The following is a 22,296-nucleotide window of genomic DNA, read 5'->3' on the forward strand; positions in this document are numbered from 1 at the left end:
GGCGATGAACGACAAGCTCAACGCCGCCATCGCCGATGAAGTGGGCGACGATAACCCCGACGTCATGCCGATTCGCGACGGCAAGGTCCAGGTGCAGGTGCGCCGTTCTCATTAAGGCTGGTGGCGCGCGGGATCGAGTGGCCGGTAGTAGAAGGCGGTCGCGCACAGGCCGCCTTCGGGCATGAGCGCATAGTCCGGCACGGTGCCCGCACGCTGCCAGCCCGCGCGCGCATAGAGCCGCTCGGCGTCGCCGCCCGTCACCGTGTCGAGCACCAGCAGGGTCTTGCCGGCCTGCAGCGCGTGTTTATCGACGGCCTGCATCAGCCGCGCACCGATGCCTTGCCGACGTGCCGCGCGCGACACCAGCATCTTGGCGACATCGGCGCGATGCGGCTGGTTTTCGGGCTGGGCCGTGACGATCTGCACCGTGCCGACGATACGGCCTTGCGTATCTTCGGCAACCAGCAGGATGCGTTCGTTTGCGGCCACGCTGCCAGCGACGTGCTTCCAGAACGCAAGCGCCGTCTCGCGCGCGAGCGGTGCCATAAAACTCACGGACGCACCGCCTTCGACACAATCGATCAACACGTCGGCGAGCGCGTCGATGCTCGCAGCGGCTTCATTCGCGCCTAGCCGGCGCACTTCGATATCGCTGTTCATGCTGTTCATGCGGTTCTCCATCAAGAGTTCTGGACGGCACGGCTCAACGCGACGAGATAGCGTGCGCTTTGACGCGTGGGATTGCGCCAGACGATGGGGCAATCGAGCTGCATGGCGAGACAGTCGCCGGTTTCCAGACGCCAACGCCGCTCACCGACTGTGATCTCCATCGTGCCTTCAATGATCCAGACCTGCTGATGGATCTCTGCATCGCGCAGGCTGGTGTCGTAAGCAACGCGCTTGCCGGCGGGAAAGCGCACCTCGACGAGTTGAATGGGCGACCAGAGTTCGGGCGAAAGATTGCGGCGCACGTAGCCCGAGGCGGGATCGGTCCAGACCGGTTGTGATTGCGCGGCGGAATAAGGCGACGGCTCGGCCACGGCCGTGTGCTCGGGTGGCTCGAACAGCGACGCGAGCGAGACGCCCAGCGCCGTGGCGAGCTTGTCGAGCACGACGGCGGTGGGGCTGCTCTCGCCGCGCTCGATCAGGGAGATGGTCGAGCGGCTCACGGCGCTGCGCTCGGCGAGCGCTTCGAGCGACCAGCCGCGTGCGTCGCGCAGCTCTCGCAGCCGTTGGGCCAAAGCAGAGTGAATGTCCATCGTTTCCAGTTTTATGGATGTGTATGTCCAGTAAACTAGATGAGCGGTTTCCGCCTGTCAACGCTTTCAAAAAGCACGCAGCAATTTCTTCCAAGACTTCGCCGCCGGCGTGGCGCATGATCGCGCCTTTGCTCGCGCTCTGCGTTACGCCATGAACCCCGCAACCAACGGCTTTCTGCTTTCTCTATCGCTGTGCCTCGATATCGGCATCGCCAACATTGCGATGATGAACCTCGCCATGCAGCGCGGTTACTGGAACGGCTTCTGGCTGGGTCTGGGATCGTGCTTCGGCGATCTTGTCTACGCGGTGCTGGCGCTCGCGGGCATGACGGCCCTGCTGCAGTTTTCGGCCGTGCGCTGGTGCATGTGGCTGGGCGGATCGGTTGTGCTGGCGGTGCTGGCTGTGAAGATGATCAAATCCGCGTTTGCTTCGGCGCGCGCGGGTTCGATTGGAGAGGCAAGCGAGGATAAAGGCTCGCCAATGCATCAACTGGCGAAGGGCGTGCTGCTGGCGCTTTCGTCGCCTTCCGCGATCGTGTGGTTCGCGGCGGTGGGTGGCTCGCTTATCGCGCAATCGGGCGTGCGCGGCTGGCAGGCGACCGGGAGTTTTCTCGGCGGCTTTTTCGCGGCGGGCGTGGTGTGGACCGTGGCCGTGTGCTTTGTTGCACGGCAGGGCGGCAAGCGCTTTGGCGCGCGTGGGCTGTCGTTCTGCTATTTCGCTTCGGCGGCGCTGTTTGCGTTTTTTGCTTTTCAGGTGGTGACGTCGGGGTATCGGACGCTTATTCTGGGTGTTGGGCCGTAGCAAACCGCAGCGGACTCACGCCCAACGCCTTGCGAAACGCGTTGATGAAATGACTCTGATCGTAAAACCCAAGCGCAAACGCCACATCCGCGATCGTTGCGCCAGCACGCAATAGACGGCGCGCTTCGATCAGCCGCAACTGCATGTGGTACTTGCCGGGCGACATGCCGAAGGCGTCCTTGAATGCGCGGATCAGATGGAATTTGCTGACATCGGCGATGGTTGCAAGCTCATCGAGTTTAACCGGCGCATCCAGCCGTTCACGCATGAAGGTCTGAACGCCGCTTAGGCGCTGTGCGCTCAAACGCTTGCTACGCGCGTGCGGCGCATGCGTATGGCCGTTTGTCAGCAGCGCTGCGGCGAGTTCAGTTAGCGCGGTATCGTATTCAAGCGTGTCGGCCTGCGCATGACGATCCGCACCGAGCGAACGCGTCGCGTGATAGAGATCGACAATGCGTTGATGCAGGGACGCATCCGCGAATACACCTTGACTGACCTCCTGCGCGGATGCGCGCGAAGTCAAGCCGTTCGCACTGGCGATTTCGGCGAGCAGTTGCGGTTCCAGGTACAACGAAACAAATTCGGTGTCTCCCGCCGAGGGATTGAACGCCGAAGCCTGAATTGCAAACGGGTTATAAACGGTCGCCGTACCGGCCGGCGAACTGAACGTCCTGCCGTCGAGCCACACGTCCTCGTTGCCGGACAGTGTGGCGCTGATCACATATTCGGCGTGCGTATGGCGCGCAAACTCCGCCGTGCCCGTGGCCCGGATGCGCGCGACTTCCAGGGCGCCGGTACGGTAGAACTCCGTCGTTTTCAGCATGATCTCGCCCGTCAATCAACGAGCGGCGGCAGTGTGCCGCCGCTCGTGCGAAAGCGTGTCAGGCTGCAGCGATCACGTCGATGCGCAGCGCCTCGCCGCCTGCCGCGACTTCGAGCAGACGATCGACGTTCGGATGTGCGCCGGGACGGTTACGGGCGTCGGCGGTGTGCTCGGCGAACACGGCGAGACCGTGTTCCGCAGCTTTCGCGTCGAGCCTGCCGAATGCCAGTTTCAGGTAGTGGTAGACAGCCAGTGAGCCTTGCTTGCCCGGCTTGTTTTCAATCGTCGAGACCACCGCACCCTGGCCGTTGACCAGATCGATGCGCTCGATGCCGTCGATTGCGGGCAGTTGCGCGAGGTTGTCCTTGAAGACGTTGCCGGGCTGGATCGGTTGGGCGGAAGAGGTAGCGGACATTTCGTTCAAAAAATGCCAAGTATAGACGATCACCGTGTAGCGCTATCGCCGGAATCGGGCGGCCACGTGGTCGGGGATATTCTCAGGCGTGATCACGACAACCGATGACGATGGCGAGACAGCCGACTCGGGCAACATGCGGTGAAAGTGCATGATGTGCTGGCACGCCGCGCGCATATCCTGGCGCAAGTCGTGATAGAGGATTGCGTGAATTTTGCCTTCGCGCAGCAATTCGAAGTTGTCGCGGTCCAGATCGTGCCCGATGTAGCACTTCGGTGTTTTTCCCTGTGTTTCCAGTGCGCGCAGGATTGCGCGGTTGCCGCCGCCCATCGAATAGACCGCGAGAATTTCTCCCTGCGTTTGCAGTGCTTTGTTGACGAGCTTTTCCGTGGCCGCGTCGAGCCCGTGTCCGCCGCTCGCGTCGATCAGTTCAAGCCTCGGATAGCGGCTTCGCAGCGCGCGGCGAAAGCTGATTTCGCGCTCCTCTTCGCCGCGAAAGCGTTCGTCGCTCATGGTGATCAGCACCTGGCCGCGCTTACCGCCCAGCCAATGGCCGAGCAGGTAAGCGGCGGTTGCGCCCGCCACGCGGTTATCGAGCCCTGCGTAGGCGATTCGCCCGGAGAGCGGCAGGTCGGTAAATATCGTGACGACCGGAATGCCGCAGCGTTTCAGTTCGCCGATGGCATCGGCAATTTCGGGGACGTCGCGCGCCTTCAGAAAGATGCCGTGGCTGCCGCGCTGGGCGATTGCGTGCAGCGCGGCGACGACCTCCTGCGTCGTCATCGTTTCCTGCAGGAGCAGGCGCGGCCGGAACAGCGCTGGCTGGAGCGTGGGCAGTTCGGCTTCGAGCGCAGCGCGGATTTCATCGGCAAAGCGGTGGGGCGCTTCCACGACTACGTCGACGATCAGCTTGCGGCCCGTGGTGCCCGAATAGCGTTCCTGCTGTTCGAGTTCCTCGATGGCCTGCTCGACGCGCATGCGCGTTTGCACGCGCACGTTGCCACGATCGTTGATCACGCGATCGACGGTCGCGACGCCCACCCCGGCCTGAAGGGCGATTTCCTTGATCAGAAAACGGTGGGCCACGGCGCGTCCCCGCATTGATGGATTATTGATGGATCGATGATAGCCTATTCGCGCCGGGATCACCGATCCATCACCATCAATTAGCGCTGCGATTTCTCCTTATCCAGCGCTTCCAGGATTGCATAAGCCGCGCGCACGCGCGCCTCATTCGGATACGCTTTGTTCGCAAGAATCACCACGCCCATGTGCCGCGCGGGTACATACGCCACATAAGCCGAAAACCCATTGGTCGAACCGGTCTTGTTGATGAGCGCGTCGGCCTGCGGTGCCAGCGGCGGCGTGAGCGCGTGCGCAGGCGTTGGCTTGAGAATGAGGTCGGGGCCATTGCCGCGCTCAAGCGTGTCGAGCGACACCGGCCACGGATACTGTTCCCACACGAAATCCTGCGTGAATGGGCCCGCCGTGTAGTAGCCCGTATGTGTGCAGTCGATCGCGCGCTGCCAGGCGGGATCGAGCGGCACAAGCCCCATGTTGACGTCGAGATAGCGCACGAGGTCGGGCGCGGTCGTGCGCACGCCGTAGGCTTCGTCGTCGAATACGCCCGGGTTCATGCGTTTGGGCGCATCGGTCTTGTCATAGCCCTGCGCATAGTGCGCCTCGCTCGCCTTCGGCACGCGCAGCCACGTATGCGTCATGCCGAAGGCGGGCAGCAATTGCTGCTCGACGGCTTCGCGCTGCGTCACGCCCAGGCTTTGCGCGGCCGCGCGCCCCAGCAGACCGATGCCGATATTCGAATAGACGCGCTGCGTACCCACCGGGCTGCCCGGTTGCCAGGCGCGCAGCCATGCGTTCATCTGCGCGTCGTTGGTCACGGCATCCGGCACGAAGAGCGGCAGGCCCGAGGTATGCGTGCCGAGGTTGAGCACGCTCACATGGTCGAATACGCTGCCGCGCAGCGCGCTCACGTAATCGCTGGCGCTCGCGGAGAACGAGAGCTTGCCCTGCGTTTGCGCATAGCAGGCCAGCGTCGCCGTCACGGTCTTGGTCACGGAGCCGATCTCGAACAGCGTGTCGTTATCCACGCGCGCCTGCGTTGCCTTCGACGCCACGCCGTAGTTGTAGAACGCGTGCTTGCCGTCCACGCTGATGCCAACCGCCACGCCAGGAATCCCGTATTTCGCCTGCAGAGGCGCGATTGCGGCATCGACCGCGGTTTTCACATCGGCTGGCGCAGCTTGCGCGGTGGCGGCCGCCGCTGTAAAGGTCAGAGCCATCACTACCGCTTTTATCTCTATATTCATTTTCTTCGGCATGGTTGGGTTGAGAAAGCCTTGAATGCGCTTTGTGTGCGGCGCAATGCCGTGCATTCTCTGGCGTTGCGGCCCCCTCGACAAGCGACGATAATTTGGCTTACCCAAAAGCAAAACTTATGGATCGTCGATGCGTCCCAATGTGCCACTACACGCGCTGCGCGCCTTCGAGGCGTCGGCGCGCCATCTGAGCTTCACGCGCGCTGGGCTCGAACTGAAGGTCACGCAGGCCGCCGTCAGCCAGCAGGTGCGCATGCTGGAAGACTGGCTCGGCGTGCCGTTGTTCCGGCGGTTGCCGCGCGGGCTGGGTATGACCGACGAGGCGCGCGCGCTGCTGCCGGTGTTGAGCGACGCGTTCGGCCGCATCGAGGGCGTGCTCAAGCAGTTCGAGGGCGGCCGTCTGCATGAGGTGCTGACTGTGGGCGTGGTGGGGACGTTCGCGATCGGCTGGCTGATGCCGCGCCTCAAGTCGTTTCGCGAGGCGCATCCGTTCGTGGAATTGCGGCTGCTCACCAACAACAATCTCGTCGATCTGGCGGGCGAGGGACTGGACTTCGCGATTCGTTTCGGCGACGGCAAATGGCCCGCGACGCAGAACACGCGCTTGCTCGACGCGCCGCTGGCGGTCTTGTGCGCGCCAGAAATCGCGCAGCGTTTGCGCCTTCCCGGGGATCTCGCGCGCGAGACGCTGCTGCGCTCCTATCGCACCGACGAATGGCTGCGCTGGTTCGACGCGGCAGGGATCGAGCCGTGGACGGTGAGTGGGCCGATCTTCGATTCGTCGCGGCTGATGGCCGAAGCGGCAATGCAGGGCGCGGGCGTGGCGCTGGCGCCGGCGCGCATGTTCACGCGCGAATTGCAGGCGGGGCTGCTGGCGCGGCCTTTCGATACCGAGGTGCCCACCGGCAGTTACTGGCTCACGAGCCTGGCGTCGCGCGCGATGACGCCGGCGATGCGTTTATTTGAAGCCTGGATCGTCGCCGAAGCGGCAGGCTGAATTCGCTAAAACTCGCGCTCGTTCAAAGCACGTTCAACATCGCCAGCGCGGTTTCCTGCAGATGCGGCAGCACGCGCTGCACGGCGGCTTCGGGGCTTTCGTTGCCGATCGACATATTGGTGCTCAACGCGGCGATCACCTCGCCGCCACGGTTGCGCAGCGGCACCGCCACGCCGCGCACGCCCACCTGCAATTGCTGTTCGATGAGCGCATAGCCATCGGCGCGCGCGCGGACGATCTTTTCGCGCAGACGCGTCGCGCTCGTGAGCGTGTGCGGGGTGAAGGGCGCAAGCTCCACGCCGTCGAGCCACGCGGAGACCGCCTGCTGGTCCTCCTTGTAGGCGAGCAGCACGACACCTGGCGAAATCAGCGGCGCGGGTACGCGGGCGCCTAGCACGAAGCCCGTCGTCATCACGCGCGAGACGCCGTTGCGCGCAATCACGACCAGATCCCAGCCGTCGAGCACGCTCACATAGGCCGATTCGTTGAGTGTTGCGCTCAGTTGCTGGAGATAGGGTTGCACGGTGCGCGGCAGGCGCGCTGAATCGAAATACGACCAGCCCACCCGCAGCACGCGCGGCGTGAGGCCGAACAGACGCCCATCGGTATAGACATAGCCCAGCGATTCGAGCGTGAGCAGATAGCGCCGCGCGGCCGTGCGCGAGAGGCCCGTGCGCTCGGCGGCCTGGGTCGCGGTCATGCGTGCGTGCTGGCTGTCGAACGCTTCGAGAATCGCCAGGCCTTTTTCCAGGCCCGCGATCCAGTCGCGTTTGTCGAGGGTCCGGGCGGGGGGCGTGGTTTTCATGTCGGCACGAAGGTTGGGGGCGCTTTTACGGGTGCTTATCAGCGCAAAAGGCCGGGCATGCGCCCGGCCTTCTGTTTATCGGCAAAGCGGCGTCTCGTATCAGGCCTTCGCGGGCTTCATGCGCGCGGCGACGATCAGCGAGATCAGGCAGCCGATCGCCAGGTACCCGGCCACCAGATGCCACGAGCCGTTGCCCGCGCTCACCAGCGCCACGGCGATGAACGGCGTGAAGCCGCCGCCCACGACGCTGGCGAACTGATAACCCACGCCGGCGCCGCTGTAGCGGTATTCGGCGCCGAACAGTTCGGTGAAGAGCGGCTGCTGCACGCTCACCACCATGTCGTGCGCGAGGTTGGCGAGCGCCACCGAGAAGATCACGATCCACAGCGTCGAGCGGGCTTCGAGCGCGAGGAAGAACGGCACGGCGCTGGCCAGTCCGATCACCGCGCCGATCAGATAGATGCGGCGCAGGCCAAGACGGTCGGCAAGCCACGCGAAGCAGGGAATCGTCACGCACGACAGCGCGCCGACAAACAGGCCGATGCCCAGGAACAGATCGCGCGAGAGGCCCAGATTGGTCGTCGAATAACTCAGCGCGAAGGCGGTCACGATGTACATCGTGAAGAGTTCGGCCAGACGCAGCGCGATGATGTAGAGAAAGGCCTTCGGGTGACGCGTGAGCGCTTCGAGCACCGGCATCTTGAGCTTGCGGTCGCTGTGCTCGACCTTTTCGACGAATTCCTTGGACTCGTCCATGCTCGAACGCACCCACAGGCCGATCAGCACCAGCACGATGCTGAACACGAACGGCAGGCGCCAGCCCCAGGAGCGGAACGCCGTCTCGCCCAGCAGGTGGCTGAGCAGCGCCACGATGCCAGTGGCGAGCACGAGGCCGACGCCATAGCCCACCTGCACGCCGCTGCTATAGAACGCCTTCTTGCCCTTGGGCGCGCTTTCAACGGCCATGAGCGCCGCGCCGCCCCATTCGCCGCCCACCGCGAAGCCCTGGATCGCGCGCATCAGCACGAGCAGCACGGGCGCCCACCAGCCGATCGTCGCGAAGGTGGGCAGCAGGCCGATGGCGACCGTGGACAGGCCCATCAGCATGACGGTGAGCACGAGCATGCGCTTGCGCCCGAGGCGGTCGCCATAGTGGCCGAACACCACGCCGCCCAGCGGGCGGAACAGGAAGCCCACGCCGAAGGTGGCGAAGGCTGCGAGCGTGCCCATGTTCTTGCCGATGGCGGGGAAGAATTCAGCGTTGAACACCAGCGCGGCGACGATGCCGTAGAGCAGGAAGTCGTACCAGTCGACGACGGCGCCAACGAAGCTGCCAAGCGCCGCTTTCTTCGCCTGGCTGCGTGCGCGGCTGGCGTTGGACGGCTCGGCTGCGCCCGTGGATTCGAGGGTGGGGGTCATGAGATTGTCTCCAGTCCCGGCAGCGTGGTCTGCCTGAGTTTCTACCTGCGGTTCTGCCTGATGCTTCTGCCTGATTTGTCGCGTGGCTGAATGTGGTCAGCAGCGGTGAAACGGAGCATAGGGCGGGGTGCGCCCCGGATCAATGCGTACAACGCGCGAAATGCGCGATTATCGCCCATTAGTGTGCGATTATCGAACGCTTTGAGGGTTAGCACGGAGGATGACGCCGCCCGCGCGGCGGGGCCATCTTTGGCGCGGTGTACGAATTGGTTAAAATTGCCAGGCGGCGGCCGGGTGCCGTCATGCGGTTTGGGGCGGCGCTGGGACTTGCGCCGCGCGCATTCTGCACGCACTCTTTCACTGTGTCCGCCGCCTTGGTTTCATGGTTTTCTTTCGACGCTTGAACGTCTGGTATCAGGAGCTTCCCGCATGTCGTCCACCCCTATTTCCGCTACGCCGGAGCAGCCCAATCCGCTCGGCATGGCCGGGCTCGAGTTCGTCGAATTCGCGGCGCCCGAGCCGGCGGCGCTGGCGGCGCAGCTTGCGCAACTGGGGTTCAAGGCCATCGCGCGTCATATCAGCAAGGACGTCACGCTTTGGCGTCAGGGCCAGATGAATTTCCTCGTCAACGCCGAACCCGATTCGTTCGCCGCCCGCTATGCCGAGGAGTACGGCATGGGCATCTGCGCGATCGGCGTGCGGGTGGAGAGCGCGCGGCGCGCCTTCGAGCACGCGCTGCGTCTGGGCGCGTGGGCCTACGAAGGCGAGCGCATCGGCGCGGGCGAACTGCGCATTCCGGCCATCCAGGGCATTGGCGACTCGCATATCTATTTCGTCGATCGCTGGCGCGGCCGGGGCGGCCAGCGCGGCGGCGTGGGCGATATTTCGATCTTCGACATCGACTTTCGCCCCATCGACGTGGCCACGGCGCAGGCCGATCTGGAACACAGCGGCACGGGCCTGCAACGCGTCGATCACCTCACGCAGACGGTTGGCGCGGGGCGCATCGGCGAATGGCTCGATTTTTATCGCGACCTGCTGCATTTCCGCGAGATCCACGAGATCAACGCGAACTGGCACGTCGCGCAGGAGTCGCGCGTGATGGTGTCGCCGGACGGTGATATCCGCATTCCGGTGTATGAGGAAGGCACGCACCGCACGCAACTGATGCACGACTATCTGCCCGATCATCCGGGCGAGGGCGTGCAGCACATTGCGCTGGCGACCGACGATATCGTGCCCTGCATCGACGCGCTGATGGCGAACGGCGTCGAGTTCGTCGAGCCGCCCGCCGCCTATTACAATTCCGTCGATGCGCGCCTGCCGGGGCATGGCGTCGATCTGGAGGCGCTGCGCAAGCGCCATATCCTGATCGACGGCGAGATTGGCGAAGACGGCGTGCCGCGCCTGTTCTTCCAGACCTTCGTGAAGCGCCGCGCGGGCGAGATTTTCTTCGAGGTGGTGCAGCGCAGCGGCCACCAGGGTTTCGGCGAAGGCAATCTCGACGTGCTCGCGAAGGCGCGCGCGGCGCAGGGCAGTTAAGGCGCTGGCGTTGGGTGATTCAGACCGTCACCACGATCTTGCCGACCTGCTCGCCCGCTTCCATGTAGCGATGCGCGTCGGCGATCTGCTCGAATGCGAAAGTGCGGTCGATGGCGGGCTTGAGCGCGCCTGACGCGAGACCTGCGGTGATGAAGCGCTTCGCGCGTTCGAGACGTGCCGCGTCGGTCGTGACCTCGAAGAGTTCGTAGCCGCGCACGCTCAGGTGTCGGCTGAGCAGTTCCATCACGGGCACGCTCAGGTCGCGCGTGTCGAGCGCGCCATACTGGAAGAACATGCCTTGACGCGCGAGCGCACGTAGCTGGTGCGCGGCTTCGGGGCCGCCCACCGGATCGAAGGCGATCTGCGCGCCGCGCCCCTCTGTGATGTCGAGCACCTGGTGCGTGAGCGCCGCACCGCCGCCCGCGATCACATGCTTCGCGCCTGCCTTGAGCAGTGCCTCGCGCTTTCTGTCGCTGCGCGTGAGGGCGATGGGCGTTGCGCCCACCATGTTGGCGATCTGGATCGCGGCGAGCCCCACGCTGCTCGACGCCGCGCCCACCAGCACCGCTTGGCCTTGCTTGAGGCCACCAAACTCGATCAGCGCGCCCCAGGCCGTGGCGTACATCATCCACGTGGCGGCGGCTTCCTCGAACGACAGTCCGGCCGGATTCTTCACGACCGCATGCACGGGCGCGTTCACGACTTCTCCGTACATGCCGTAATCGAGGAACGAAAACGCGGGCACCACACTCACCGCGTCGCCGACGGCGAAGTCCTGCACGCCGCTGCCCACGGCTTCGATCACGCCCGCGCCTTCATAGCCGAGTTGCGCGGGGAACTGCGGCGCGTGGGTGTATTCGCCGCTGCGGTACATCACTTCGGCGCGATTCAGGCCGATGGCCTTGACGCGGATCTGCACTTCGCCGGCCTTGGGCGCGGCGACCTCGATATCTTCGATCTGCAGCACTTCGGGACCGCCGGTGCGGTTGAAACGGATGACTCGGGACATATCGGACTCCTTCGATAAAGCGGTTTCGAAGGGATACTGTAGGCCGCGTCGCGGCGCGGATAAACGCGCGGGGCGATCACTCATTGTTATTCGATCAATAACAATCCCGCCGTCTTTGTTGCGACCAGGGTTTTAACCCGGCAGCCGCCGAGCCGCCAGTTCCGCAATCCAGTCGATGAACACACGCACCTTGCCCGGCAGATGGTCGCGGTTCGGATACATGACCGACACGGGCTTGGGCACGGGCGCGATGTTGGGCAGCACTTCCACCAGATGGCCCGTATCGATATAGGGCTGCAGCGCGGGCCGCAAGGCCTGCACAATGCCGCAGCCGGCGAGGCCGCAGGCGAGCAGGGCATCGAAGTTATCGGTGAGGATGCCGCTTTGCAGCTTGAGCGCGACGGTCTTGCCGCCGGGCCGGAAGGTCCAGTCCATCACGCGGCGATTGCGGCCGCTGAAGAAGTTCACGGCCTTGTGCGCCTGCAGGTCGTCGAGCGTGCGCGGCACGCCGTGGCGCGCAAGATACGCGGGCGAGGCGCCGGTCGCCATCTGCACCATGCCGATCTGCCGTGCGATCAGGCCCGAATCCTTGAGTTCGCCCACCCGCACCACGCAGTCGATGCCTTCGCTGATCAGATCGGCCGGCTGGTCGTTGACGCCCAGCACGATCTCCACTTGCGGATACAACTGCTGGAAGTCGGGCAGCGCGGGGACGACCATGGATTTGGCGAGCGCCACCGGCAGTTCGATCCGCAAACGCCCTTTGGGCTGTGGCCGGTGCTGCGCGAATTGCGCGAACGAGGCGAAGGTCTCGTTCACGTTGGCCAGCAATTGCACGCAGCGCTGATAGAACGCCTCGCCTTCGGCCGTCGTGCTCACGCGCCGCGTGCTGCGGTTGAGCAGGCGGATGCCCAGTTCCGCCTCCAGTTGCTGCACGGCCTTGGTGACGGCGGGACGGTGCAGTTGCAGCGCCTCGGCGGCTTGCGTGAAGCTGCCGCGTTCGACGATGTTCACGTAGATCTGCATGGTTTGCAGACGGTCCATGGGCGCTCCTTCGGCCGGTTTGGGGCCTGTAATCCGGACACGCATCTTCGCATGCGCCGGCGCGACGCCGCGTGTGGCCTGGCGCACGGATGCGCAGCATCGCAAGGCGTAAGCTGTGAGCGGGCCTTCCCCTAAGGCGGGGTCGAACAATGACAGGCAACAGGCACACATGCGGGAGATGGCGCGCGACGCTTGGCGCGGTGTTGCTGTTCGCCGCGAGCGTGACGCATGCACAAATACAGGCGCAGACGCCGGCCCCCGTGCCCACGCCCGGACTCGTCGCCGCCCAGGATCATCCGCCGGTCTGGATCGCGCGCTCGCCCGGCCATCCCACCCTGATCCTGCTGCCGACGATCCACGCTCTGGCGAGCGACGATCCGCGCGTGAACGTGGCGCTCGCCTCGATCGCGGACGGCGTGCAGGCGATCGTGCTGGAGACCCACACGAAGCCGACGCCCGAGGATACGCAGACGGTCAAACGAATCGGCTTCTATCCGGCGAGCGACAACCTCACCAACCACGTCAGTTCGATGACGGCCGAATCGCTTGCACGTTGCGCGCGCGACAGCGGCGCCGATATTCATGCGTTTTTCCAGACCAAGCCGTGGCTGGCGGCTTTTGCGGTGCAGGCCGTGCGCCTGCATCAATGGCACTGGGCCGCTGACGGCTCGAAGCGCGTGCATTTTGTGAGGACGGCGTCCCCGCTGGTGTTTCCCGGCATCGACGAGCGGCTGGAAATGCTCGCGCATCGACGGCAGATTCCTCTGATCTATCTGGAAACGATGGAGCAGGGCATGCAACTGTTCGACGAAATGCCCCCCGCCGATCAGGAAGCGTTCTTGCAGAGCGTCTGCGCGGGACTACGTGGCGCGAAAACGCCGGGAGAAGTCTCGTATGAGTCGTTTCAGGCGGCGTGGGCGAGCGGCGATGCGGCGGCGCTGGAGCAACTGGCGAACGCGCGCTATCCGGGCGAAAGCGATGCACACTACGATTTCAGCCAGTATCTGTTCACGCGCGGCACCGATATTTTTGCGGCGACGCTGGCGCAGGACGGCTATTTCTACGGCAAGGGGCCGATCCTCGTGGCGGTCGGCGCGGGGCATTTCTTCGGCGATCGTTCGCTGATTCAACACTTGCGCGACGCGGGCTATACGATCACGCCACCGGCCTTGGCACCGCAGCCTGGAACGCCGCATGAGGTCGCGGCGCGTTGAGTCTTTCGGTTTGCTTTCGCAAGAAGGGCGTGAGGAAGTAACTTCTTACCGCGCCTTACCCTAAAGGTTGCTGCGCCGACGCCGTTAGCCAGGATATGAAGACGCCATTCTCCAAATCCGAAGCTCAACTGATTCTCTCGATCGCCCACGAGCGCGCCGAGTATCGCGCCGCCGTCGCGGGCGTCGAGCTGGAATCGGCCGCGGGCTCCGCGATTTACGACACCGTGATCTATTCGACGCTTTCCGAACTCGCTCCGGCGCTGTCGATGGAGGAATTCATCGGCCTGCTCGCGCGGCCCGAGGTTCTGCACTGACGTTTGCTGGATCGACGTAAATTGATACGGATTCCTGATCGAATAAAATAAGGGTTGGTCGGCTGGACGAACTAAAAAAACAGGGCACGCCGCGCATGAGCGCCGCGTGCCCTGTTGCATTGTGGTGATTAGAACTTCTGACGGAAGCCCACACTCACGATCGCCTGCGACTGCGATGCCGACGAGTGGCTATTGCCCTTGTCCGACACCGAAGCCGTCGCCTCTACCGGCTCGCCGAGCGCGTTGAGCGTCATGCCCGAAGCGTGCTGATAGCCGGCGAGCAGGTAGACCGTCGAGCGCTTCGACAGATCGTAAAGCGCGCCGAGCGAAACGTTGTGGTACTGCGCTGCATCGTCAAGACCATCGACCTTGCTGCCGCGCGTGTAGCTGTAGCCCGCGAACAGATGCGTGCGCGGCTGCACGTTCCACATGCCGAACACACCGGCGATGTTGAAATTCGCGGTGCCCGAGTAGAGCGAATTCGCGCCAGCCTTGTACTGCACGTTGCTGTAGTTCACGCCCACCAGCGCCACGCCGAAGTCCCACGTCGCACCCGTTGCGATCACCTGCTGCGATTGCGCGCTCGCGTAGCCTTCGTTGATCGACGAGTTGAAGGTGCCGTCGTAGGTGCCTTGCCACTTGCCATAGGTGCTATCGGTGAGGCCGGTCTTGCTGTTGTCCGAGCGCTCGTAGCCCACGCCCACGTGCAGCGGGCCGTTCGCGTAGCCCGCGCCCACGCTCCATGTATTTTTGCGCTTGAGGGTGCCGGCCTGGCCGCCAAAGCCGTACAACGCGCCGAAGGTGAAGCCCGAGTAGTTCGCGCTGGTGTACTTGATCGAGTTGTCGACGCGGGTCGTCTGGTCCAGATCGTCGATATCGCCGGGATGCGCGCCAAAGCCGCCCACGACGCTAACCGGCGCGACCGGCGCGACGAAGTCGTTGAGCGAGGTGTACTGGCGGCCCATCGTGAGCGAGCCGTATTGCTGGTCCGAGAGGCCCACGAAGGCCTGACGGCCGAACAGGCGGCCGCCTTGACCGGAGGTGCCGTTGCTGATGTCGAAGCCGTCTTCGAGCAGGAAGATCGCGGCAAGACCGTTGCCGAGATCTTCCTTGCCCTTGAGCCCCCAGCGGCTACCCGAGAGGTTGCCGCTCGTCACGCCCACATTCGAATGGCCTTGATACGCGCCGGCGCTGCCGGTGCGTTCATTGCTGCGGTAGCTGATGCCCGCATCGACAATCCCGTAGAGCGTGACGGAGCCCTGCGCCGCTGCGACGCCCGCGAGCGACATCAGAATCGGTGCAGAGATCAGGTGTTTTTTCATCATGTGTTGTCTCGATGAGAGGTGGACCGCCATGCTGCGGTCTCTTGTTATGCACGCAGGAACAGACCGCCTCGCGAACAAAACGCGTGGCGGTCCGCGGCCTGCGCGCGGAAAAAAGGCGTGGATTTTACGGAGTCGTGGCGAAAGCGCCAGTGCCGCGTGGGCTTTATTCGATGCGCTGCATGACTCAGCGCATCGAAGCCTCAATGCATTAACGCGCTTTGACGCGTATTGACGTTTTAGCGCTTGAGCGAAGCGCCTGGCGGCAGATCGGGTGCGACGACGCTCACCGTCTTGCGCACCTTCGCGACATCGTCGGCGCTAACCGGTGTGCCGGTGTTGCCCCAGCTCGTGCGCACGAAGGTGGCGACATCGGCGACTTCCTGGTCGGAGAGTCGCCAGCCGAACGCCGGCATGGTGAAGGTCGAAGGCGCCGTCTTCGTGCCTTCCAGCGCGGCGCCCGTGAGCAGCACGTGGATCAGCGAAGTGGCGTCCGTGCCCTGCACGACGGGATTGCCGCCGAGTGCGGGGAACACGCGCGTGTAGCCGTGACCGTCGCTACGGTGGCAGGCCATGCAGTTGTCGCGATAGACGGCGGCTCCGCGTGCGCTGGCGTCGCCGTTTTGCAGCGCGTGACCGGCGGCGGCATCGTAGGCGTAGGGCGTTTCCTTCGCGTCGCTCGACGGCAGCGTCTTCAGATAGCGGGCCATGGCCAGCAGATCCGCGTCAGTCATGTATTGCATGCTGTGCTGGACCACATCGGTCATGCCGCCAAACGCCGCCGTGTGCAGATTGCGGCCGGTTTTCAGGAACTGGACGATATCGTCCTCGCTCCATGCGCCGATGCCGGTGCGCGGATTGCCGCGCAGGCTCGCGGGCATCCAGCCGTCGATCGGCGCGCCGCCTGCGAGGAAGTCGTCGCCTTCGAGATCGGTGAGCGCGAGTTCCTGCATCGTGCGCGCGCGCGGCGTATGGCACGCGCCGCAGTGGCCGAGTCCCTGCACCAGATACGCGCCGCGCGAGACGATCGCATCGTTGTAATGCGATCCGTCGAACACCTGCACCTTCGGCGCGAACATCGTGCGCCAGATGCCTAGCGGCCAGCGCATCGACAGCGGCCAGGGAATATCCACCGCGCGGTTCTGCGCCGCTACCGGCGCCACGCCTTGCGTGAAGTACGCATAGAGCGCCTTCATGTCGTCATCGGAAAGACGCGCGTAGGACGGGAAAGGCATCGCCGGATAGAGCGTCTCGCCGTTCGGGCGCACGCCTTCGCGCACGGCCTTGGCGAAATCCTCGTAACTCCACTTGCCGATGCCGGTATTGGCATCGGGCGTGATGTTGGTCGAGTAGATCGCGCCGATCGGCGTGTCGAATTTCAGGCCGCCCGCGAAAGGCTTGCCGCTTTTCGTGGTGTGGCAGGCGATACAGTCGCCAGCGCGCGCCAGATATTCGCCATGTGCGATCAGCGCGGCATCGGCCTTGCTGGCGGCGGGGGCATCGGCGGCATTCGCGACAACCGGTGCGAGCAGCGACAAAGCCGAGAACGTTGCGGCCGCAACCGTCATGCGCACGAGGCGCGTGGGGGAAAAGATCGTCTTCATGCGGCTCGTCACACGCTCACCAGAGGGCCGGGGTTCTTCAGATACTGGTTGCGGATGGCCTTCGCCGACCAGTAGGCGAGGGCGGCGACCAGACCCGTCGGGTTATAGCCGATGCCCTGCGGGAACGCGGATGCGCCCATCACGAACACGTTATGCACGTCCCAGCTCTGCAGATAACGGTTGATCACGCTTGTCTTCGGGTCCGTGCCCATCACCGCGCCGCCCACGAGGTGGGTGGTCTGGTAGCGGCGCGAATCGAAATGCGCGCCGAACTCGCGCGTATAGACGTTGATGGCCTGCGGACCCATCGCCTCGGCGATCTTCTTCATCTGGCCCGTCACGTACTGCGCCATCTTGATGTCGTTGTCCTTCCAGTCGAAGGTCATGCGCAAAAGCGGCTGACCGTACGAGTCGCGATAGGTCGGATCGAGATCGAGGAACACATCGCGATACGACATGTTCGAGCCGTGCGCGTCCATGGAAACGGTGTGCGCGTAGTGGTCCTTCACAGCCTTCTTCCACTGCGAGCCCCAGTTGGGCGTGCCCGACGGCGTGGCGATGCCGCTGATCGGCTTGACGCCTGCCTGGTTCACCCAGAGCGGCGAGCCGCCGACAAAACCGAGCGGACCGTGGTCGAAGTTGTCGGCGTTGAAGTCGTCCACGGCCACGCCGTTGCCGCCCGCGCCGATGAACGGATTCGTGTAGGTGTCCTTGTCAAAGAACGCCGTGATGGTCGAAAGGTTCTGGTACGCGAAGTTGCGGCCGACCACGCCTTCGCCCGAAACCGGGTCATACGGCTTGCCGATGCCCGAAAGCAGCAACAGATGCACGTTGTGGTACTGGAACGCCGAAACGATCACGAGATCGGCAGGCTGAAACACTTCCTGGCCCGACGGATCGACATAGGTGACGCCGGTTGCGCGCTTTTTCGAATCGTCGAGTTCGACGCGCAGCACATGGCATTTCGCGCGCAGTTCGAAGTGCTTTTCCTGCTTGAGCGCGGGCAGGATATTCAGGTTCGGCGAGGCCTTCGAGTACATGTAGCACGCGTAGCCGCTGCAGTAACCGCAGAAGTTGCACGGCCCCATCTGCACGCCATACGGGTTCGTGTACGGACCCGAAGTATTGGCCGACGGCAGGCGGTACGGATGCAGGCCGAGCGATTTGGCTGCGTCGGAAAAGCGCTGGGCGGAATACGTATTCAGTTGCGCGGGCAACGGAAAATTGTCGCTGCGGCGCGCCTCGAACACATTGCCGTCGCCGACGACCTTGTCGCCCACCTTGTACGCCTGGCCCGAGGTGCCGAAGACTTTTTCCGCGAAGTCGAAATGCGGTTCCAGTTCGTCGTAGCTGACGCCGTAGTCCTGGATCGTCATGCCATCGGGGATGAACTTCTTGCCGTAGCGCTCTTCGTAATGGCTCTTCAGACGCAGCTCTTCCGGCGTGATGCGAAAGTGCACGCCCGACCAGTGCAGACCCGCGCCGCCCACGCCTTCGCCGGGCAGGAAGGCCGCGAGCTGGCGATAGGGCAGCGCCGTATCGGCCGCATTGTGGCGGATCGAAACGGTGGTCTTGGAGAGGTCGAGGAAGAGCTTCTTGCGGATGTTGTAGGTCAGCTCGTCGATGGTGTTCGGGTACGCGCCGTCCGGATAGGTGTCGCGATACTCGCCGCGCTCGAGCGCGACCACGGACAGACCCGCTTCCGTGAGTTCCTTCGACATGATTGCGCCGGTCCAGCCGAAGCCGACCACGACCGCGTCCACATGAGGTTTCTTGATCGCCATTACGTGCGCTCCCCGTTGATCGAAACCGGACCGTACGGGTAGGCCTTACCGTTCTGGTTCACGAAATCCATGAAGTCGGCGCGCGCGCCGGGAAAACCGATCATCTTCCACGCGGCCATGTCCTTGTTGCCGCCGTGGATCGGATCGCAGAAATAGCCTTCGCGCGTGTTCTGCAGCAACTGGCCGAAGAACACCTTGGCCGGCACGCCGTCGAGTTCGACCTTGCCCGCTTCGAGTGCGCCGAGCACGGCGTCACGCGTGCTGGCGTCGAGTGCGTCGAACTCCTTGCCGTACGCCTTCGAGCAGTACGCATTGACCGCCGCGATGCCGAGGCGATACAGATCGCGCGGCACCAGCTTCAGTTGATAGCCGAGTTCCGGAATGCCCTGCTGGAACGGACCCTGCATGTACCAGAGCGCGCCGTGCGCGTAAGGCGTATCCATCTGACGGTCGATGAATTCGGGCACGCCCGCGTCGAGCGCGCCGGGGCCTTCGGCATCGGCGGGAATCAGGCGGTCTACGGCCGCGCGCAGGAAGGTCCATTCGCGAGCGTCGAAGAAGCGGGGTTTGTATTCGGTCTGCGCGGACTGGCTGGTCGCGCCTGCGGGCTGGCTGCCGCTCTGCTGCGCCGTGCCGGAAGACGGCTGCGAGCCGCCTTCGCAGGCCGCGAGCGCGCCGCTTGCCGGAACGAGCACCACCGCCGTGCGCAGGAAACCCCGGCGTGACGTGAGAGGAGATTCGGACATGATTTGTGGATTCTGTATCAATTCGGCATGACCTGATCTGGCCGTGCCGTTCGCGGGGACCGGCTTGTAGCGTAGGCCGCTTTGCAAGCAATGGTAATTGGAACCGGTTCCATGATTATCGAGGAATTTTACAATAATCAATTTCAGTGAGGGGAGCGGGAGGGCGGGGAGAAGGGGTTGGGCGCAGAGGGTGGCTTCGGAAGGAGCGACTCTGGGTGTAGAGGTTTCTTATGAAAATCAGTGGCTTGAAGGGCTTGTGCTGCGCTGTTTCCAGCATCGCGCCGATGAAGAAAAATCAGTCGATGGCAAGTGACGCGATGCCGCTTTTGTTGCTTTTAGGGGAAGAGTGGCGGCGGCGGGTTGTCAGGAGGTGGGGGGATTTGTTATGCGGATATCCGTTTCTATTTATCTGATGAAAAACGCGCGCGTGACTGCATTACGGCGCTTCAGCGTTCGATGCGCTGCCAAGCCCTCTCCGAACAAACCCTAACAAATCCTAAAGTTGTTTGACAACTAAACAAGGCCGGTGCTACTGTGCAGGGTATCGACAACCCTCCATCCCAGCACGAGGCCTCATGAACGTGTCCCCGATCGTCGAGAGCGAATTCGCTTCGACCGTGATGGCGGTGCCGCCCCTGGCACGCCGCCCCGATTTCTCGCTCGACGTTGAAGCCAACGGCAAGCTCATCCGTCACATGGAAGCGGGCGGCATCCGCACGCTGCTCTACGGTGGCAACGCCAACCTCTATCACGTCGCCGTTAGCGAATTCCGCGAACTGCTGGACATGCTGGCCGACCTGACCGCGCCCGAAACGCGCGTGATCCCGGCCATCGGCCCGGACTACGGCAAGATGCTCGATCAGGCCCGCATCCTCGCGCAGACGAAGTACCAGACGGCCATGGTGCTGCCGCTCGCCGGTTTCACCACGCCCGCTGGCGTGGAAACCGGCCTCACGCGCATCGCCGACGCCGCCGGCATTCCGCTCACGCTCTATATCAAGAGCGAGGACTATGTGGATGTCGACACGCTCGTGCGCCTGATCGACCGCGGCACGCTGATTGCCGTCAAGTACGCCATCGTGCGCGACGATCCGGCCAACGACCCGTATCTGCGCCGCCTGCTGCAAAGCGTGCCGGCTTCGAAGGTTGTTTCGGGCATGGGCGAGCGTCCTGCTCTGGTGCATGTGCGCGACTTCGGTCTGGCTGCGTGGACCACGGGTTCGGGCTGCATCGCCTCGCACACCATCATGGCGCTGCTCAAGGCCGCCAAGGAAGGCCGCGCCGACGAAGCGCAGCGTCTCTACGACGCCTTCATGCCGCTCGAAACGCTGCGCGACGACATTTCGCTGATCCGCGTGCTGCACGACGCCGTGACGCTGTCCGGCATCGCCGACATGGGCCCGATCCTGCCGCTGCTGTCGCAATCGCCGGCTGAAGCGCTGCCCGCCATCGGTGCAGCGGCGAAGGAACTGCTCGCGTTCGAGCAGTCGCTCGCCGCCGCGCACGCCTAAGTGCCGATTGAACTGAATTGAACGGAGCGAACATGCCTATCACTGGATCCATGCTGCTGGGCGCGCAGGCTGTGCGCGGCCAGGCGGGCGAGATGCGCGCTTTCGCGCCGGCGCTCGGCAAGGACATCGAGCCGTCGTTCGGCCTGGGCGGCAAGGCTGAAGTCACACGCGCCTGCGAACTCGCAGCGCAGGCCTTCGACGCCTTCCGCGCCGCGCCGCATGAAACCCGCGCGAAACTGCTCGAAGCGATCGCCGAGCGCATTCTCGGCATCGGCGACGAATTGATCGAGCGCGCGCATCTGGAATCGGCGCTGCCCAAGGCGCGTCTGGAAGGCGAGCGCGGCCGCACGGTTGGTCAACTGCGTCTGTTCGCGTCGCTGGTGCGCGATGGTCGCTGGTGCGGCGCGGTGCTGGATTCGGCGCTGCCGGACCGCAAGCCGCTGCCGCGTTCGGATCTGCGCGCGCAACGCATCGGCCTCGGTCCCGTAGCCGTGTTCGGCGCGAGCAACTTCCCGCTGGCGTTTTCGGTGGCGGGCGGCGATACGGCTTCGGCGCTGGCTGCCGGTTGTCCCGTAGTCGTGAAGGCGCATCTGGCGCATCCGGGCACCTCGGAACTCGTCGGGCGTGCGATCCAGCAGGCGGTCGCCGATGTCGGTCTGCCTGAGGGCGTGTTCTCGCTGGTCTTCGGCGGCGGCAACGAAACGGGCGAAGCGCTGGTCGCGCATCCGGCCATCAAGGCGGTGGGTTTCACGGGTTCGCGCCGCGGCGGCCTTGCGCTTGCGCACATCGCCTCACAACGCGCCGAGCCGATCCCCGTCTACGCCGAAATGAGCAGCATCAACCCGATGTTCGTGCTGCCGGCGGCGCTGGCCGCGCGCGGCGAGGCGCTCGCGCAGGGTTTCGTCGATTCGCTCACGATGGGCGTCGGTCAGTTCTGCACGAATCCGGGCCTCGTGCTCGCGATCGATTCGCCGGAACTTGACCGTTTCGTGCAGACCGCGAGCGCGGCACTCACGGGCAAGCCGTCGCAAAGCATGCTAACGGCCGGCATCGCCTCGGCGTATGAGGAAGCGGTGACGGCGCGCAAGTCGGCGCCGGGCGTCGAGCAACTGGCCGCAGGCACGCAGACGGACGCGCATTGCGCCGCGCTGCCGCTGCTGTTCAAGACCAGCGCGGAGCAGTTCCTCGCGCAGCACGCGTTGTCGGACGAGATCTTCGGGCCGACCTCGATCGTCGTGGCCTGCCGCGACGAAGCCGAACTTGCGCGCGTGGCTGAACAGCTCGAAGGCCAGCTCACGGCGACGCTTCACATCGACCGCGACGACTATGCGATGGCCGCGCGTCTGCTGC

21 protein-coding genes are annotated in these 22,296 nt (G+C 64.2%); 7 read left to right on the top strand and 14 right to left on the bottom strand.

Features of this window, described 5'->3' with window-relative positions:
- Positions 1 to 111: 111 nt before the first annotated feature.
- Complete coding sequence (locus VG320_RS09965; protein WP_327199964.1) at positions 112 to 660, bottom strand: GNAT family N-acetyltransferase; 549 nt, start codon at positions 658 to 660, stop codon at positions 112 to 114.
- A gap of 20 nt (positions 661 to 680) precedes the next feature.
- Positions 681 to 1,259 (bottom strand): XRE family transcriptional regulator, encoded by a 579-nt coding sequence (locus tag VG320_RS09970; protein WP_327199947.1) that lies wholly within the window; start codon positions 1,257 to 1,259, stop codon positions 681 to 683.
- 151 nt (positions 1,260 to 1,410) lie between these two features.
- Here VG320_RS09970 and VG320_RS09975 point away from each other — a divergent pair, with 151 nt between their 5' ends.
- A complete protein-coding gene (locus VG320_RS09975) occupies positions 1,411 to 2,061 on the top strand; it encodes a LysE family translocator (protein WP_327199948.1) in 651 nt (216 codons plus the stop codon).
- Here VG320_RS09975 and VG320_RS09980 read toward each other — a convergent pair.
- The 4 genes from VG320_RS09980 to ampC form a co-directional block, all read right to left on the bottom strand.
- Positions 2,039 to 2,884 carry an AraC family transcriptional regulator gene (locus tag VG320_RS09980; protein ID WP_327199949.1) on the bottom strand — a complete coding sequence of 282 codons (846 nt, stop codon included), beginning with the start codon at positions 2,882 to 2,884 and terminating at the stop codon, positions 2,039 to 2,041. The genes VG320_RS09975 and VG320_RS09980 overlap by 23 nt on opposite strands.
- Before the next feature lie 58 nt (positions 2,885 to 2,942).
- The gene (locus VG320_RS09985; protein ID WP_327199950.1) at positions 2,943 to 3,299 is read right to left on the bottom strand and encodes a DUF2322 family protein; all 357 of its coding nucleotides are present in this window, start codon (positions 3,297 to 3,299) and stop codon (positions 2,943 to 2,945) included.
- Between the two features lie 42 nt (positions 3,300 to 3,341).
- Positions 3,342 to 4,385 carry a LacI family DNA-binding transcriptional regulator gene (locus VG320_RS09990; protein WP_327199951.1) on the bottom strand — a complete coding sequence of 348 codons (1,044 nt, stop codon included), beginning with the start codon at positions 4,383 to 4,385 and terminating at the stop codon, positions 3,342 to 3,344.
- 80 nt (positions 4,386 to 4,465) lie between these two features.
- Positions 4,466 to 5,638 (bottom strand): class C beta-lactamase, encoded by a 1,173-nt coding sequence (gene ampC, locus VG320_RS09995; RefSeq protein ID WP_414696009.1) that lies wholly within the window; start codon positions 5,636 to 5,638, stop codon positions 4,466 to 4,468.
- A 127-nt stretch (positions 5,639 to 5,765) separates the two neighbouring features.
- On the opposite strand from ampC, the gene VG320_RS10000 reads away from it, so the two are divergent.
- Positions 5,766 to 6,632, top strand: coding sequence for a LysR family transcriptional regulator (locus tag VG320_RS10000; protein ID WP_327199953.1), 867 nt, complete (start codon positions 5,766 to 5,768; stop codon positions 6,630 to 6,632).
- A 22-nt stretch (positions 6,633 to 6,654) separates the two neighbouring features.
- Here the strand turns inward: VG320_RS10000 and VG320_RS10005 are convergent, their stop codons facing one another.
- A complete protein-coding gene (locus VG320_RS10005) occupies positions 6,655 to 7,437 on the bottom strand; it encodes an IclR family transcriptional regulator domain-containing protein (RefSeq protein WP_327199954.1) in 783 nt (260 codons plus the stop codon).
- A 99-nt stretch (positions 7,438 to 7,536) separates the two neighbouring features.
- The gene (gene shiA, locus VG320_RS10010) at positions 7,537 to 8,856 is read right to left on the bottom strand and encodes a shikimate transporter (RefSeq protein WP_327199955.1); all 1,320 of its coding nucleotides are present in this window, start codon (positions 8,854 to 8,856) and stop codon (positions 7,537 to 7,539) included.
- A gap of 429 nt (positions 8,857 to 9,285) precedes the next feature.
- On the opposite strand from shiA, the gene VG320_RS10015 reads away from it, so the two are divergent.
- Positions 9,286 to 10,398: a 4-hydroxyphenylpyruvate dioxygenase family protein gene (locus VG320_RS10015; protein WP_327199956.1), complete on the top strand. Its 1,113-nt coding sequence runs from the start codon at positions 9,286 to 9,288 to the stop codon at positions 10,396 to 10,398.
- 19 nt (positions 10,399 to 10,417) lie between these two features.
- Here the strand turns inward: VG320_RS10015 and VG320_RS10020 are convergent, their stop codons facing one another.
- Both VG320_RS10020 and VG320_RS10025 read right to left on the bottom strand, forming a co-directional pair.
- The gene (locus VG320_RS10020) at positions 10,418 to 11,407 is read right to left on the bottom strand and encodes a zinc-dependent alcohol dehydrogenase family protein (RefSeq protein WP_327199957.1); all 990 of its coding nucleotides are present in this window, start codon (positions 11,405 to 11,407) and stop codon (positions 10,418 to 10,420) included.
- A 132-nt stretch (positions 11,408 to 11,539) separates the two neighbouring features.
- A complete protein-coding gene (locus VG320_RS10025) occupies positions 11,540 to 12,451 on the bottom strand; it encodes a LysR family transcriptional regulator (RefSeq protein WP_327199958.1) in 912 nt (303 codons plus the stop codon).
- Between the two features lie 149 nt (positions 12,452 to 12,600).
- Between VG320_RS10025 and VG320_RS10030 the strand changes: the two genes are divergently transcribed.
- Both VG320_RS10030 and VG320_RS10035 read left to right on the top strand, forming a co-directional pair.
- Positions 12,601 to 13,665, top strand: a complete 1,065-nt coding sequence (locus VG320_RS10030; RefSeq protein WP_327199959.1) for a TraB/GumN family protein — start codon at positions 12,601 to 12,603, stop codon at positions 13,663 to 13,665.
- Between the two features lie 95 nt (positions 13,666 to 13,760).
- Entirely contained in the window at positions 13,761 to 13,979 is a 219-nt protein-coding gene (locus VG320_RS10035; protein WP_103704612.1) for a hypothetical protein, read from the top strand.
- Between the two features lie 128 nt (positions 13,980 to 14,107).
- On the opposite strand, the gene VG320_RS10040 is transcribed toward VG320_RS10035, so the two are convergent.
- The 4 genes from VG320_RS10040 to VG320_RS10055 form a co-directional block, all read right to left on the bottom strand.
- Complete coding sequence (locus VG320_RS10040; RefSeq protein ID WP_327199965.1) at positions 14,108 to 15,301, bottom strand: porin; 1,194 nt, start codon at positions 15,299 to 15,301, stop codon at positions 14,108 to 14,110.
- Between the two features lie 239 nt (positions 15,302 to 15,540).
- On the bottom strand, positions 15,541 to 16,869 hold the full coding sequence (locus VG320_RS10045; protein ID WP_327199966.1) for a cytochrome c: 1,329 nt from the start codon (positions 16,867 to 16,869) through the stop codon (positions 15,541 to 15,543).
- 44 nt (positions 16,870 to 16,913) lie between these two features.
- Positions 16,914 to 18,689 (bottom strand): GMC family oxidoreductase, encoded by a 1,776-nt coding sequence (locus VG320_RS10050; protein WP_327199960.1) that lies wholly within the window; start codon positions 18,687 to 18,689, stop codon positions 16,914 to 16,916.
- Positions 18,689 to 19,435, bottom strand: coding sequence for a gluconate 2-dehydrogenase subunit 3 family protein (locus VG320_RS10055; protein WP_327199961.1), 747 nt, complete (start codon positions 19,433 to 19,435; stop codon positions 18,689 to 18,691). Before VG320_RS10055 ends, VG320_RS10050 begins: the two co-directional genes overlap by 1 nt.
- 575 nt (positions 19,436 to 20,010) lie before the next feature.
- Between VG320_RS10055 and VG320_RS10060 the strand changes: the two genes are divergently transcribed.
- Both VG320_RS10060 and VG320_RS10065 read left to right on the top strand, forming a co-directional pair.
- A complete protein-coding gene (locus tag VG320_RS10060) occupies positions 20,011 to 20,946 on the top strand; it encodes a dihydrodipicolinate synthase family protein (RefSeq protein WP_327199962.1) in 936 nt (311 codons plus the stop codon).
- A 32-nt stretch (positions 20,947 to 20,978) separates the two neighbouring features.
- Positions 20,979 to 22,296: aldehyde dehydrogenase (NADP(+)) (locus VG320_RS10065; protein ID WP_327199963.1), on the top strand; the 1,318-nt coding region annotated here is incomplete at its 3' end.

Origin of the sequence: Paraburkholderia sp., assembly GCF_035948235.1 — a bacterium.
In the GTDB taxonomy this organism is placed as follows: Bacteria; Pseudomonadota; Gammaproteobacteria; order Burkholderiales; family Burkholderiaceae; genus Paraburkholderia.